The organism is Pseudomonas sp. RW407, assembly GCF_003176655.1.
GTDB classification, from domain to species: Bacteria; Pseudomonadota; Gammaproteobacteria; order Pseudomonadales; family Pseudomonadaceae; genus Pseudomonas; species Pseudomonas delhiensis.
In genome coordinates, this window is record NZ_QGSL01000106.1 from 1 (window position 1) to 13837 (window position 13837).

Sequence of the window (13837 nt, forward strand, 5' to 3'; positions counted from 1 at the left end):
TGGGCAGCATGGCCGCCACGCTCTGGCGCAGGGCTGGCACGCCGCTGGAGCCGCCGGTGAAGAACACGGTGTCGACCCGCGCCGGGTCGAGGTCGGCGTCGCCCAGCAGGCGGGTGATGCCGGCGCGTACGCGTTCCAGCTGCGGCTCGATGGCGCCCTCGAACAGCTCGCGGGTCAGCTCGGCCACCAGGCCCGGCTCGATGCGCGTCAGGTCGATGTCGCGGCGCTGGCTGTCGCTCAGCTCGATCTTGCTGGCCTCCACCTGCATCGCCAGCCAGTGCCCGGCGCGCTGCTCGATGAGGCGGAACAGGCGGTCGATGCCGGTGCCGTCGACGATGTCGTAGCGCATGTTCTTCAGCGCCAGCTGCGACTTCTGCGCGTACACCGCGTTGATGGTGTGCCAGGTGGCCAGGTTCAGGTGGTAGCTGGTGGGCATCAGCGCGTCGGACTTCATCCGGCTGCCGTAGCCGAACAGCGGCATCACGCCCTGCAGGCTGAGCTGCTTGTCGAAGTCGGTGCCGCCGATGTGCACGCCGCCGGTGGCCAGGATGTCGGCCTGGCGCTCGGCCTGCTCGCGGCGCTCCGGGGCCAGGCGCACCAGGGAGAAGTCCGAGGTGCCGCCGCCGATGTCGACGATCAGCACCAGCTCCTCGCGCGCGATGCCGCGCTCGTAGTCGAAGGCCGCGGCCAGGGGCTCGTACTGGAAGGAAATGTCCTTGAAGCCGAGCTTGCGCGCCACCGCCACCAGGGTGTCCTGGGCCTCGCGGTCGGCCTCGGCGTCGTCGTCGACGAAGAACACCGGGCGGCCCAGCACCACGGCCTCGAACTCGCGGCCGGCGACGGCCTCGGCGCGCCGCTTCAGCTCGCCGATGAACAGCCCGAGCAGGTCCTTGAACGGCAGGGCGCTGCCCAGCACCGTGGTCTCGCTCTTGAGCAGGGGCGAGCCGAGCAGGCTCTTCAGCGAGCGCATCAGGCGCCCCTCGTAGCCTTCCAGGTACTCGGCCAGGGCCAGGCGGCCGTAGACCGGGCGGCGCTCCTCGGTGTTGAAGAAGACCACCGAGGGCAGGGTGATCTTGCCGTCTTCCAGTGCGATCAGCGGTTCCGTCCCCGGGCGCCACCAGCCGACGGTGGAGTTGGAGGTGCCGAAGTCGATGCCCAGGGCGCGGGCGTCAGTGGAGTGCAGCATGGCGGAAAGGTCCGGCGAAAAAACGGCCGCGCAGTTTACGCGAGTGCGCATGGCGCTGCTCGACTATCGGCTCATGTGCCGCTGGACGGTGAAGGCGATAGAGTGCTTGGGAAGGCTTTGTAGTTTTGCTACATTTGCCATCCTGTAGTTTTGCTACATGAGTTCGCTGATTCCGCAGAGCCCCTTCCCACCTCCAGGTCGCAGTTGGATCCCACCATGCACAGAGCCTCCCACCATGAGCTACGCCAGAGTTTCCGGGCGTTGCTGAACTCTTCCTCCTGCTACCACACGGCATCGGTGTTCGACCCGATGTCGGCGCGCATCGCCGGTGACCTCGGCTTCGAGGTCGGCATCCTGGGTGGTTCTGTAGCTTCGCTACAAGTGCTCGCGGCGCCCGACTTCGCCCTCATCACCCTCAGCGAGTTCGTCGAGCAGGCCACCCGCATCGGCCGCGTCGCGCGCCTGCCGGTGATCGCCGACGCCGACCACGGCTACGGCAACGCGCTGAACGTGATGCGCACCATCGTCGAGCTGGAGCGCGCCGGCGTCGCCGCGCTGACCATCGAGGACACCCTGCTGCCGGCGCAGTTCGGCCGCAAGTCCACCGACCTGATCCCGGTGGAGGAGGGCGTGGGCAAGATCCGCGCGGCGCTGGAGGCGCGGGTGGACCAGGAGATGGCGATCATCGCCCGGACCAACGCCGAGGTGATCGAGGTGGACGACGTGATCCGCCGCACCCTGGCCTACCAGGCCGCCGGCGCCGACGGCATCTGCATGGTCGGCATCCGCGACTTCGAGCACCTGGAGGCCATCGCCCGTCACCTGAGCGTGCCGCTGATGCTGGTGTCCTACGGCAACCCGAAGCTGCACGACGACAAGCGCCTGGCCAAGCTCGGCGTGCGCATCGTGGTGGACGGCCATGCCGCCTACTTCGCCGCCATCAAGGCCACCTACGACTGCCTGCGCGAGCAGCGCGGCGTGGACGCTTCCGACCTGACCGCCTCGGAGCTGGCGAAGAAGTACACCCTGCCGGAGGAGTACCAGATCTTTGCCAGGGAATACATGGAAGTGAAGGAATAGGGCCTAGCCTTCCCGGCCCTCTTCGAGCTTGTGCAGCAGGTACTCGACCTGGGCGTTGAACGGGTAGAGCAGGGTGCCGGCCGGCCGCTCGGTCAGCTGCAGGTAGCGCCAGCGGGCGCGCATGGCCTCGCCCTCGGGGGTGTCCGGCAGGCTGGTGAACTGGGCCCCGATGGCTTCGCGCAGGTCGGCGACCTGCTCGTCCAGGCTCCCGTCGTCCGCCCCCAGCAGCTTGTGGTTGGCGCGCTTGGCCTTGAGCAGCGCCAGGCGCTGCAGGTTGTCCGCCAGGCTCGCTTCGCCCGGCGGCGGAAGCTGCACGCGGAACTCCTGTAGCAGCGCCGAGACCTCCAGGGCCTGGGCGAGGGCCTCGCGCAGCGCCGGGCCGCTCTGTTCGTAGCCGCTTTCCACGCGTTCCACCGTTTCGCCGTAGAGCGACCAGATGTCCTGGAGCGTCTCGCCGTTGCGCTGTTCGGCGACCTGGGCGTGGAAGGTCTCGTCGAGCCGTTGCAGGCGCTTGAGGAAACGTTCGTCGCCAGTGGCGCTGTAGAGCAGCAGGTAGCGCTGCGCGGCCTGCAGGGTGGCGTCGAGGTCGTCGGCCCGGGCCACGCCGGGCAGGGTGACGAGCAGGCTCAGCAGCAGGGAAAGGACGAGGCGGTGCATGGGGCGGCTCCTGGCGATGGGGCCGCCATTCTTGGGTGGCCCATCCGGTGCCGCCTATCGGACGATTCCGAGTCTGCGGTAGACCGACTCCGGCCGGGACGGCCGGCCCCGGTCAGGCGCCGGCCAGCTTGCCGAGCATGGCCTCGATCTGCGCGTTGAAGGGGTAGAGCAGTTGCTGGCCATTGCGCTGGCTGACCTGCAGGTAGCGCCAGCGCTTGTCCAGTTCGTCGTGCAGGGCGGGGTTGCTCTGCGCCAGGGCGTCGATGCGCTGCTGGATGCGTTCGTCCAGGGCCTTGACGTTCGCCGCCTCGGCCTCGGCGCGCGGGCCGTCGACCTTCTGCAGGTTGGCCAGGCGGGCGGTGAGCAGGGCGCGGCTGCGCAGGTCGTCGGCCAGGCCCGGTGCGGCCAGCGGGTGGGCCTGCAGGTAGGCGTCCAGGGGCTCGGCCAGCTTCAGGCTGCGGGCCATCTCGCCATTCTGGTCGAGCTTGCGGGCGGCGTGCTCGGCCAGCATCTGTTGCCGGCCCTGCTCGTAGCTGGCCCAGAGCGCGCGCAGCGCCGCGGCGTCCTGGCGCTGCCCGAGGGCGGCCTGCAGGTGCTTGCCGGTGGCGTCCAGGCGTTCGAGGAAGCGTTCGTCGGCGGTGGCGCTGTAGAGCAGCAGGTAGCGGTTGGCGTCGACCAGGTCGGCTTCGACGCTGGTGGCCCCGGAGGCCTGGGCCTGGGCGCCGAGCAGGGCGCAGAGCGCCAGCGGCAGGCAGTGGCGGAGACGGGACGGGAGGATTCGCATCGGGGAACATCCATGACGGGAAAGCGCGCTATTGTTCTCGTTGCGCGGCGCCCGGGGAAGGGGCTTTTCAGCGCACCCCGCCACCTTTTCGCGCAGCCGTTGCCCTTGCAATCGGCCGCCGGGGCGTCCATATCTGCAATCTGTACAAAGTTTGATCGGAGGTTGCCATGGCCAGTGGTTGGGCGAACGACGGCGCCGTGCAGGAACAGATCGACAGCACCATCGAGGACGCCGTCGCCCGGGCGCGCAGCCAGTTGCCCCGCGGCGAGAGCCTGACGCATTGCCAGGAGTGCGATGCGCCCATCCCCGAGGCGCGGCGCAAGGCCGTGCCCGGCGTGCGCCTGTGCGTGAACTGCCAGGCCGCCCACGACCAGGAGCAGGCGGCCTTCGCCGGCTACAACCGGCGCGGCAGCAAGGACAGCCAGCTGCGCTGAGGGGCCTCACTGCAGCAGCGGGGGCTTGCCGGCGGCGCGCCTTTCTTCCCGCCATTCCTCCAGGCTCGGCGCGGCCAGGTCGCCGTCGAGCTGGTGGATGATCTCGAAGTAGTCCTGCTTCAGCGGGTCCTTCAGCACCTCGCTGCGCGGCTTCACCTTCACCGCATAGATGCGCTGCACGTTCTGGTGGTCGAACGCGCGCCAGTACTGCTCGCCCTTGAGCAGGGCGTAGCGGTGGCCTTCCAGCGCCCTGATCAGCGCCTCGCTGTCCAGGCTGTTGGCGCGCCTGGCGGCGTCCGCCCACTGGTAGACGATGCCGTAGGCCGAGGCGGCGGAGCTGGACGGGTACTTCTGGTAGCGCTTCACGTAGTCGCTGACGAAGGCCTTGCCGCGGGCGCTGTTCTCCAGTTCCGGTACGCGCCAGGTCCAGGGCTCGGTGCCGACCACGCCCTCCATCACGCTCGGCCCGGCCTGCTCTATCACGTTCAGGGTGAGGTTGGGCGCGACTACCTGCATGCGTCTGGTCAGGCCGAGGTCGTGGGCCACCTGCATGGCCCGCACCAGGTCGCGGCCGAACAGCACCAGGACCAGCACCTGGACGTCGCTGGCGGTCGCCTGGGCCAGGCTGTCGCGGTAGTGCGCAAGGCCGACGGCGGGGAAGGGAATGCGCCGCCCGGGGTGCTGGGCGCCGTCCTGGGTGCCGGTGGCCTGGCGTAGCGAGGCTTCTGTGGTGTGGCCCCAGGTGTAGTCGGAGGTGACGTAGAAGTAGCGGCTGCCCGGGTGCTTCTGCGCCAGGTACTGGCCCAGCACCCGCGCGCTCATCCAGGCGCTGATGCCCTCGCGGAACATGTAGCGGTGGCCGTCCTTGCCGGTGGTGTCGTTGGAGTAGGTGACGGCGCCGAAGTACAGCAGCCCGCGCTCGGCGGCGCGCTTGCCGGCGGCGATGGCCACGGCGCTGGAGGCGCCGCCGAAGAGCATGGCGGCGCCCTCGTCGGCCAGCTTGTCGACGTTGGCCACGGCCTTCTTCGAGCGCGAGGCGCTGTCGTGGCTGGACAGCCGCAGCGAGCGGCCGAGCACGCCGCCGTTGGCGTTGATCTCGTCGATGGCCAGCAGGGCGCCGCGCATCTGGTCGCGCCCTTCGTTCTGGTAGCTGCCGGTGCGGGGGTAGTTGAGGCCCAGGGTGATGGGCGCGGGGGCGGCGGCCTGGGCGCAGGCGCAAAGGCCCAGTGCCAGGGCCAGGGTGGCGGTCAGTCGTTTCATCGGGAGTCCTTGTTGTTCTAGCGGGCACAGAGGCCCTGCCAGCGTAGGGGGTGGACTCCCGGGGGAAATGCGAAGCGCGTCCGCTGGGGGCGGTCTTCTGAATTTTCCCGGTGGATTTCAGTCGCCTGTAGGAGCGGGCCCTGCCCGCGAATCGCGCGCAGGGCGCGCTCCTACAGGGGAATGGCGTGGGCGGTGAGGCGTAGGATTGCAGGCTACGCCGTGGCGATGGGTATCGCTTCGCTCAACACCATCCTACGAGGGTGTTCCTGGGCGGGTGCTCAGAACAGGAAATAACGCTGCGCCATGGGCAGCACCTCGGCCGGTTCGCACCACAGCAGCTGGCCGTCGGCGCGCACCTGGTAGTTCTGCGGGTCGACCTCGATGTGCGGCAGGTAGGCGTTGTGGATCAGGTCGGTCTTGCGCACCGTGCGGCAGCCCTGCACCACGCCGATGGCCTTGTGCAGGCCCAGGCGCGCGTGCAGGCCGGCCTCCCAGGCGGCCTGGCTGAGGAAGGTCAGGCTGGTGGCGTGGCGGCTGCCGCCAAAGCTTGCGAACATCGGCCGGTAGTGCACCGGCTGCGGGGTGGGGATGGAGGCGTTGGCGTCGCCCATCAGGCTCGCCGCGATGGCGCCGCCCTTGAGGATCAGGCTCGGCTTCACGCCGAAGAAGGCCGGGCGCCAGAGCACCAGGTCGGCCAGCTTGCCCACCTCGATGCTGCCCACCTCGTGGCTGACGCCATGGGTGATCGCCGGGTTGATCGTGTATTTGGCGATGTAGCGCCTGGCGCGGAAGTTGTCGTTGCGCGCGCCGTCGCCGGGCAGGGCGCCGCGCTGCTTCTTCATCTTGTCGGCGGTCTGCCAGGTGCGCGTGATGACCTCGCCGACGCGGCCCATGGCCTGGCTGTCGGAGCTGATCATGCTGAAGGCGCCCAGGTCGTGGAGGATGTCCTCGGCGGCGATGGTCTCGCGGCGGATGCGCGACTCGGCGAAGGCCACGTCCTCGGCGATGCTCGGGTCCAGGTGGTGGCAGACCATGAGCATGTCCAGGTGCTCGTCGATGGTGTTGCGGGTGAAGGGCCGCGTCGGGTTGGTGGAGCTGGGCAGCACGTTGGCGAAGCCGCAGGCGCGGATGATGTCCGGCGCGTGGCCGCCGCCGGCGCCCTCGGTGTGGTAGGTGTGGATGGTGCGGCCGGCGAAGGCGGCCAGGGTGGTTTCGACGAAGCCGGACTCGTTGAGGGTGTCGGTGTGGATGGCCACCTGCACGTCGTAGCGGTCGGCCACGCCCAGGCAGTTGTCGATCGCCGCCGGGGTGGTGCCCCAGTCCTCGTGCAGCTTCAGGCCGATGGCCCCGGCGCGCACCTGTTCCTCCAGCGGCAGCGGCAGGCTGGCGTTGCCCTTGCCGGTGAAGCCGATGTTCATCGGGAAGGCGTCGGCGGCCTGGAGCATGCGCGCCAGGTGCCAGGGCCCGGAGGTGCAGGTGGTGGCGTTGGTGCCGGTGGCCGGCCCGGTGCCGCCGCCGATCATGGTGGTCACCCCGCTCATCAGCGCCTCTTCGATCTGCTGCGGGCAGATGAAGTGGATGTGGGTGTCGATGCCGCCGGCGGTGAGGATCATGCCCTCGCCGGCGATCACCTCGGTGCTGGCGCCGAGGGCGATGCTGACGCCGGGCTGGATGTCCGGGTTGCCGGCCTTGCCGATCGCTTTGACGCGCCCGTCCTTCAAGCCCACGTCGGCCTTGACGATGCCCCAGTGGTCGAGGATCAGCGCGTTGGTGATGACGGTGTCGACCACCTCGGCGGCCGGCAGCTGGCCCTGGCCCATGCCGTCGCGGATGACCTTGCCGCCGCCGAACTTCACTTCCTCGCCGTAGACGGTGAAGTCCTGCTCCACCTCGATCCACAGCTCGGTGTCGGCCAGGCGCACGCGGTCGCCGACGGTGGGGCCGAACATGTCGGCGTAGGCTTGTCTGCTGATCTTCATTGCGGCTCCTTGGCGGCCAGGGGCATTCGGTACTTTTCCTGAGCCTTCGACACGGGACTCAACCACGCGCCCTCTCCCTAACCCTCTCCCTGAAGGGAGAGGGGACCGTGCGGTGCAGGATGAAACCTTGGCGTCAGCCGGCACGGACAGCTCCCTCTCCCTTCAGGGAGAGGGCGGGGGAGAGGGTTCTCTTGTTTGCATCAATCTCAAAGCGCGCCCATCACTCGCCCAGCGAAGCCATAGACGCGACGCGCGCCAGCCAGCTCCACCAACTCCACCTCGCGGCTCTGCCCCGGTTCGAAGCGCACCGCGGTGCCGGCCGGGATGTTCAGGCGCATGCCGCGGGCCGCTTCGCGGTCGAAGCGCAGGGCGTCGTTGGTCTCGTAGAAGTGGTAGTGCGAGCCGACCTGGATCGGCCGGTCGCCGCTGTTGGCCACCGTCAGGGCCAGCGTGCGGCGGCCGGCGTTGAGTTCGATCTCGCCGGGCTGGACGTCGTATTCGCCAGGGATCATGGGGCGCTCCTTGGGTCGAGGGTCAGTTGCATGAAGGTCAGGTCGAGCCAGCGGCCGAACTTCTGGCCCACCTGCGGCATCTGCCCGGTGACGGCGAAGCCCAGGCGTTCGTGCAGGCGGATGGAGGCGGCGTTGCCGCTCTCGATGGCCGCCACCATCACGTGCAGGCCCTGGGCCCGGGCGCGGTCGATCAGCGCCTGCATCAGCTGCGGGCCCACGCCCTTGCCGCGCTGGTCGGCGCGCACGTAGACCGAGTGCTCGACGGTTTCGCGGAAGCCGTCGAAGGCGCGCCAGGGGCCGTAGCTGGTGTAGCCGAGCACTTGGCCGGCGTCCTCGGCCACCAGCACCGGGAAGCCCTGCTGGGCGCGCAGTTCCAGCCAGGCGCGGCGGTTGTCGAGGTCGATGGCGACCTCGTTCCAGATCGCGGTGGTGTTGAGCACGGCGTCGTTGTAGATGTCGCGCAGGGCTTCGAGGTCGGCGGGCTGGGCGTCGCGGATGTGCATGGGGGTTCCTTGGGCAGGTTCAGTCGAAGATCGCCGGTCTGTGCCGGCTGTCAGGCGATGGGCTGGTGCACGGTGACCAGCTTGGTGCCGTCGGGGAAGGTGGCTTCCACCTGGATTTCCGGGATCATCTCCGGCACCCCTTCCATCACCTGCTCGCGGCTGAGCAGGGTGGTGCCGTAGTGCATCAGTTCGGCCACGGTGCGGCCGTCGCGGGCACCTTCGAGCAGGGCGGCGGAGATCAGCGCGATGGCTTCCGGGTGGTTCAGCTTCAGGCCGCGGGCCAGGCGCCGTTCGGCCACCAGGCCGGCGGTGAAGATCAGCAGCTTGTCTTTCTCGCGGGGCGTCAAGTCCATCTCAGGTGCTCCAGATTCTCGGGGGAACGGCCTCGCGGCCGAGCAGCGCGGGCCGCAGCCGGCGCCAGAGTTCGATGAGCCAGGCGCGGGCATGCAGCGCCTCGGCGGCCAGGCAGCGGGCGACCAGCAGGCCGGGCAGCTGGGTGAGGTTGCCGCGCCCGCTGCAGGGTAGCGCGCGGCAGGCTTCCAGCAGCTCGGCGTCGATCTGCCCGCTGGCGATCAGGGTGGCCATCACCGGCTGCCCGGCCAGGCCGATGGGCGAGTCCAGCAGGCGGTCGCCGCCGTCGATGCGCTGGCGTTCGTGCCATAGGCGCTGGCCGTCGCGGCGGATGTCCAGCTGCGCGGCGAAGCGGCCCTGGTCGAAGCGCTCGCCGGCAGCGGGGCGGCCGAGGGCGACCAGGTCCCAGTAGAACAGGCGGGCGTCACCGAGCAACTCGATGTCGCTGCGCAGCTCGGCCCGGGCGCCGGAGAACACGATGGTTTCCTGGGGCAGCCATTCCAGGGTGGCGCCGGGCTCGACGCGGATGCGCAGGCGTTGGCTGGCCGGCGTGGCGGCGCGGTACCACTTGGCCGCGCCGGGGCTGGTGAGCTGCGCCCAGGCGCCGGGGCCGGCGTGGATGTCCAGGGCCAGGGTATCGCCCCCGGCGATGCCGCCGGGCGGGTGCACCACGATGTGCTGGCAGACCTGCGGGCCCTCGGCGTAGAGGTGCTTCTGCACCCGCAACGGCCCCAGGTGGCGCCGCTTCACCGGCCGCGTGCCGTCACCGACGCGGGCGTAGGCCAGCTCCAGCTCGGCGTGCCAGGCGGGGTGGAAGAGGGCGGCGGGTGCGTTCATGGGGCTCGGGTTCGGCTGCGGTTGCCCTGGATAGAGCAATTGGCGTGCCTTCTGCGCCAGGATAGTGCGTGGGCGTGGAAAGCCTGGCCCGCGACGGGGGACGGGGTTGTCCGGGTGGTCAGGTATGGGCGCGATTGCGGTGCATCGGCGGGCGCCGTGCACCATCATGGAGCGTAGGGCGTATAACCGTTCGCGGTTATACGCCGATGGCCCGGGCGCGGAAGGTCGATGGCGGATAACGCCGTAGGCGTTATGCGCCCTACGGTGCCGGCGAGCATCGATGTGTCCGTTGGCACGGACGGCCCCTCAGATGGCGACCAGGCCGCGCACCCCTTCGCTTTCCATGTCCGCGCCACGGCCCTGCTGGACGATCTCGCCGCGGGCCATCACCAGGTACTGGTCGGCCAGTTCGGCGGCGAAGTCGTAGAACTGCTCCACCAGCAGGATGGCCATGTCGCCGCGCTCGGCGAGCTTGCGGATCACCGCGCCGATCTCCTTGATCACCGAGGGCTGGATGCCTTCGGTGGGCTCGTCGAGGATCAGCAGACGCGGGCGGCTGGCCAGGGCGCGGCCGATGGCCAGCTGTTGCTGCTGGCCGCCGGAGAGGTCGCCGCCGCGGCGCTGCTTCATCTCGCGCAGCACCGGGAACAGCTCGTAGATGAACTCGGGAACCGCCTTGGCCTCCTTCGCGCCGAAGCGCGAAAGCCCCATCAGCAGGTTCTCCTCCACGCTCAGCCGCGGGAAGATCTCGCGCCCCTGGGGCACGTAGGCGATGCCTGCATGCACCCGCTGGTGCGGCTTGAAAGCCGTGATGGCCTTGCCCTCCCAGTTGACGCTGCCTTCGCGCGCCGGCACCAGCCCCATCAGGCAGCGCAGCAGGGTGGTCTTGCCCACGCCATTGCGCCCGAGCAGACAGGTGACTTCACCGATCTTCGCGTCGAACGACAGGCCACGGAGGATGTGGCTGCCGCCGTAGTATTGATGCAGTTGTTGGACTTGGAGCACGGAAGAATCCTCGGAGTTGGGCTGCAGGCGACAGGCTTCAGGCTGCAGGAAACAGCGCTCTTGCCTGCAGCTTGCAGCTTGCAGCTGGCGCGTCAGCGCCCCAGATAAACTTCGATCACCTGTTCGTTGGCCTGCACTTCTTCCAGCGAACCCTCGGCCAGCACGTGGCCCTGGTGCAGCACGCTGACGTGGTCGGCGATGCTGCCGACGAAGCCCATGTCGTGCTCCACCACCATCAGCGAGTGCTGGCCGGCGAGGGACCTGAAGAGTTCGGCGGTGAACTCGGTCTCGGCGTCGGTCATGCCCGCCACCGGTTCGTCGAGCAGCAGCAGTTGCGGTTCCTGCACCAGCAGCATGCCGATCTCCAGGAACTGTTTCTGGCCGTGGGACAGCAGCCCCGCCGGGCGCCGCCGCGACTCGCCGAGGCGGATGGTGGCCAGCACTTCCTCGATGCGGTCCTTCTGCTCGCCGGACAGCTTCGCCCGCAGGCTGGCCCACACCGACTTGTCGGCCTTCTGCGCCAGCTCCAGGTTCTCGAACACCGAGAGCGCCTCGAACACCGTGGGCTTCTGGAACTTGCGGCCGATGCCGGCCTGGGCGATCTCCACCTCGCTCATGCGCTGCAGGTCGTAGGTTTCGCCGAAGTAGGCCTTGCCGCTGTCGGGGCGGGTCTTGCCGGTGATCACGTCCATCAGCGTGGTCTTGCCCGCGCCGTTGGGGCCGATGATGCAGCGCAGCTCGCCCACGCCGATGTACAGCGTCAGGTCGCGCAGGGCGCGGAAGCCGTCGAAGCTGACGTTGATGTCTTCCAGGGTGAGGATGGTGCCGTGGCGCACGTCCAGGCCTTCGCGCGCGCTGGCGCCCAGGCCGACGGCGTCGCGGCTGGTGCCGCTGGGGTCGAAGGCCGGTTCCAGCATCAGGTGGGGCACGGCTCTCATTGCGCTTTCTCCCGCTTGATCAGGCCCAGGATGCCCCGGGGCAGGTACAGGGTGACGACGATGAACAGGGCGCCGAGGAAGAACAGCCAGTACTCCGGGAAGGCCACGGTGAACCAGCTCTTGGCGCCGTTCACCACGCCGGCGCCGAGCAGCGGGCCGATGAGCGTGCCGCGCCCGCCCAGGGCCACCCACACCGCGGCCTCGATGGAGTTGGTCGGCGACATCTCGCTGGGGTTGATGATGCCCACCAGCGGCACGAACAGGGCGCCGGCCAGGCCGCAGATCACCGCGCTCAGCGTCCAGACGAACAGCTTGTAGCCGCGCGGGTCGTAGCCGCAGAACATCAGGCGGTTCTCGGCGTCGCGCAGCGCGGTGAGCACCCGGCCGAACTTGCTCCGCGCCAGGGCGAAGCCCAGCGCCAGGCTCGCCGCCAGCAGCAGGACGATGGCCAGGAACAGCGCGGCGCGGGTGCCCGGCGCGGTGATCGGGAAGCCGAGGATGCTGCGGAAGTTGGTGAAGCCGTTGTTGCCGCCGAAGCCGGTCTCGTTGCGGAAGAACAGCAGCATGCCGGCGAAGGTCAGGGCCTGGGTCATGATCGAGAAGTACACGCCCTTGATCCGCGAGCGGAAGGCGAAGAAGCCGAACACGAAGGCCAGCAGCCCCGGCGCCAGCACCACCAGGCACAGGGCCCAGAGGAAGTGCTGGGTGCCGGCCCAGTACCAGGGCAGCTCGTTCCACGACAGGAAGGTCATGAAGGCTGGCAGGCCGTCGCCTGCGGCTTCGCGCATCAGGTACATGCCCATGGCGTAGCCGCCCAGGGCGAAGAACAGGCCGTGGCCGAGGGACAGCAGGCCGGCGTAGCCCCAGACCAGGTCCAGGGCCAGGGCGACTATGGCGTAGCAGAGGATCTTGCCGGTCAGCGTCAGGCCGTAGGCCGACAGGTGCAGGGCATTGTCCTCGGGCAGCAGGTGCAGCAGCGGCAGGATCAGCAGCGCGATGAGCGCGGCGCCGACGATGCCGGCGGTGACTCGCGGGCCGGCCTTCTGCGCGGCCGTCACGGTGAGTGGCTGGTTCATGGACGAGCCTCCACGGCTTCCTGTAGGAGCGAGCTTGCTCGCGAACGGATTCGCTGCGGGGGCTGTTCGCGAGCAAGCTCGCTCCTACGAAAAGCGGCCGTAGCGAGGGTTGGAAGCTGGTTCAATCGATGACCCTCCCTTTCAGAGCGAAGAGCCCCTGCGGTCGTTTCTGGATGAACAGGATGATCAGCGCCAGGATCAGGATCTTGCCCAGCACCGCGCCGATCTGCGGTTCGAGGATCTTGTTCGCCACGCCCAGGCCGAAGGCCGCGCAGACGCTGCCGGCGAGCTGGCCGACGCCGCCCAGCACCACCACCAGGAAGGAGTCGATGATGTAGCTCTGGCCCAGGTCCGGGCCGACGTTGCCGACCTGCGACAGGGCCACCCCGCCGAGCCCGGCGATGCCCGAGCCGAGGCCGAAGGCGAGCATGTCCACGCGCCCGGTGGGCACGCCGCAGCAGGCCGCCATGTTGCGGTTCTGCGTCACCGCGCGGACGTTCAGGCCCAGCCGCGTGCGGTTGAGCAGCAGCCAGGTGAGCGCCAGCACGAACAGGGCGAAGCCGATGATGACGATGCGGTTCCACGGCAGCACCAGGTTCGGCAGCACCTGGATGCCGCCGGACAGCCAGGCCGGGTTGGCCACCTCGACGTTCTGCGCGCCGAACAGCACGCGCACCAGCTGGATCAGCACCAGGCTGATGCCCCAGGTGGCCAGCAGGGTTTCCAGCGGGCGGCCGTAGAGGTGGCGAATCACCGTGCGCTCCAGGGCCATGCCGATGGCCGCGGTGACGCCGAAGGCCACCGGCAGCGCCAGCAGCGGGTAGTACTCCAGCAGGCCGGGGGCGAAGCGCTGCAACAGCGACTGCACCACGTAGGTGGAGTAGGCGCCGAGCATCAGCATCTCGCCGTGGGCCATGTTGATGACGCCCAGCAGGCCGTAGGTGATGGCCAGGCCCAGGGCCGCCAGCAGCAGGATGGAGCCCAGGGACAGGCCGCTGAAAGCCTGGCCGAGCAGGTCGCCGACCAGCAGCCGGCGCTTGACCTGGGCCAGGCTGGTGGCGGCGGCGGTGCGCACCTGCTCGTCGGCTTCCACGGCCGGCTCGAGCAGGTTCTGCAGGCGCGTCAGCGCCAGCGGGTCGCCGGATTCGCCGAGCAGGCGCACGGCGGAGAGGCGCACCTGTGGGTCGGCGTCGGCCAGTTGCAGGTTGGCCAGGGCCAGCTGCAGGGCGGCCTTC

Annotated in this window: 15 protein-coding genes; 2 read left to right on the forward strand and 13 right to left on the reverse strand. The window is 69.3% G+C overall.

Annotated elements, in window-relative coordinates:
* Window positions 1-1186: Hsp70 family protein (locus tag DK254_RS16890; RefSeq protein WP_109934702.1), on the reverse strand; the 1186-nt coding region annotated here is incomplete at its 3' end.
* 216 nt (window positions 1187-1402) lie between these two features.
* Here DK254_RS16890 and DK254_RS16895 point away from each other — a divergent pair.
* Complete coding sequence (locus tag DK254_RS16895) at window positions 1403-2266, forward strand: oxaloacetate decarboxylase (RefSeq protein ID WP_009613347.1); 864 nt, start codon at window positions 1403-1405, stop codon at window positions 2264-2266.
* 3 nt (window positions 2267-2269) lie between these two features.
* On the opposite strand, the gene DK254_RS16900 is transcribed toward DK254_RS16895, so the two are convergent.
* A complete protein-coding gene (locus DK254_RS16900) occupies window positions 2270-2923 on the reverse strand; it encodes a hypothetical protein (RefSeq protein WP_109934703.1) in 654 nt (217 codons plus the stop codon).
* 112 nt (window positions 2924-3035) lie between these two features.
* The gene (locus DK254_RS16905; protein WP_109934704.1) at window positions 3036-3707 is read right to left on the reverse strand and encodes a hypothetical protein; all 672 of its coding nucleotides are present in this window, start codon (window positions 3705-3707) and stop codon (window positions 3036-3038) included.
* A gap of 167 nt (window positions 3708-3874) precedes the next feature.
* Here DK254_RS16905 and DK254_RS16910 point away from each other — a divergent pair, with 167 nt between their 5' ends.
* Complete coding sequence (locus DK254_RS16910; RefSeq protein WP_109934705.1) at window positions 3875-4141, forward strand: DksA/TraR family C4-type zinc finger protein; 267 nt, start codon at window positions 3875-3877, stop codon at window positions 4139-4141.
* Window positions 4142-4147: 6 nt separating this feature from the next.
* Here DK254_RS16910 and DK254_RS16915 read toward each other — a convergent pair whose 3' ends face one another.
* From DK254_RS16915 to urtB, 10 genes are all read right to left on the reverse strand, one after another.
* Complete coding sequence (locus DK254_RS16915; protein ID WP_109934706.1) at window positions 4148-5401, reverse strand: ABC transporter substrate-binding protein; 1254 nt, start codon at window positions 5399-5401, stop codon at window positions 4148-4150.
* 278 nt (window positions 5402-5679) lie between these two features.
* Window positions 5680-7380 (reverse strand): urease subunit alpha, encoded by a 1701-nt coding sequence (gene ureC / locus DK254_RS16920; RefSeq protein WP_109934707.1) that lies wholly within the window; start codon window positions 7378-7380, stop codon window positions 5680-5682.
* 206 nt (window positions 7381-7586) lie between these two features.
* Window positions 7587-7892, reverse strand: a complete 306-nt coding sequence (locus DK254_RS16925; protein ID WP_109934708.1) for an urease subunit beta — start codon at window positions 7890-7892, stop codon at window positions 7587-7589.
* Entirely contained in the window at window positions 7889-8395 is a 507-nt protein-coding gene (locus DK254_RS16930; protein WP_109934709.1) for a GNAT family N-acetyltransferase, read from the reverse strand. The genes DK254_RS16925 and DK254_RS16930 overlap by 4 nt, the downstream gene beginning before the upstream one ends.
* A 50-nt stretch (window positions 8396-8445) precedes the next feature.
* The gene (locus DK254_RS16935; protein WP_043268703.1) at window positions 8446-8748 is read right to left on the reverse strand and encodes an urease subunit gamma; all 303 of its coding nucleotides are present in this window, start codon (window positions 8746-8748) and stop codon (window positions 8446-8448) included.
* Window position 8749: 1 nt separating this feature from the next.
* Window positions 8750-9583: an urease accessory protein UreD gene (locus DK254_RS16940; RefSeq protein ID WP_109934710.1), complete on the reverse strand. Its 834-nt coding sequence runs from the start codon at window positions 9581-9583 to the stop codon at window positions 8750-8752.
* A 306-nt stretch (window positions 9584-9889) separates the two neighbouring features.
* A complete protein-coding gene (gene urtE / locus DK254_RS16945; protein WP_109934711.1) occupies window positions 9890-10588 on the reverse strand; it encodes an urea ABC transporter ATP-binding subunit UrtE in 699 nt (232 codons plus the stop codon).
* A gap of 92 nt (window positions 10589-10680) precedes the next feature.
* On the reverse strand, window positions 10681-11526 hold the full coding sequence (gene urtD, locus DK254_RS16950) for an urea ABC transporter ATP-binding protein UrtD (RefSeq protein ID WP_109934712.1): 846 nt from the start codon (window positions 11524-11526) through the stop codon (window positions 10681-10683).
* Entirely contained in the window at window positions 11523-12602 is a 1080-nt protein-coding gene (gene urtC / locus DK254_RS16955; protein ID WP_109934713.1) for an urea ABC transporter permease subunit UrtC, read from the reverse strand. Before urtC ends, urtD begins: the two co-directional genes overlap by 4 nt.
* 121 nt (window positions 12603-12723) lie before the next feature.
* A partial coding sequence (gene urtB, locus DK254_RS16960; RefSeq protein ID WP_256595894.1) for an urea ABC transporter permease subunit UrtB occupies window positions 12724-13837 on the reverse strand: 1114 nt, incomplete at its 5' end.